The sequence below is a fragment of the Streptomyces sp. N35 genome (assembly GCF_016464295.1).
Classification (GTDB): Bacteria; Actinomycetota; Actinomycetes; order Streptomycetales; family Streptomycetaceae; genus Streptomyces.
This window is the reverse complement of record NZ_JAEIMH010000107.1, coordinates 26,046-26,270: the sequence shown is the minus strand read 5'-3', so window position 1 is coordinate 26,270 and position 225 is coordinate 26,046. Positions and strand designations below refer to the sequence as shown.

Below are 225 nucleotides of genomic sequence, written 5' to 3'. Positions count from 1 at the left end.
CAGACAACCCCGGCCCAGGCGGAAGCCGGGGGGCGCCTGCGCCTGCCCGGCAGCACGCCGGACGACAGCGCGGGTGCGGCGCAGGCGTTCCTGGCCTGGCTGGCGGCCACCGAACGGCGGTGGCTGGTCGTCCTGGACGACATCTCCGACCCCGCCGCCGCCGACGCCTGGTGGGCCGGCCGGAACCCCCGCCACCGCAGGGGGCCGGGCACCACCCCCGGCGCA

At 80.0% G+C, this 225-nt stretch carries 1 protein-coding gene; it reads left to right on the top strand.

Going from position 1 to position 225, the window contains the following annotated elements; all coding sequences use genetic code 11:
- Positions 1–225, top strand: a 225-nt coding sequence (locus JAO81_RS37075; protein ID WP_199552392.1) for a hypothetical protein, incomplete at both ends; no start/stop codon positions are given.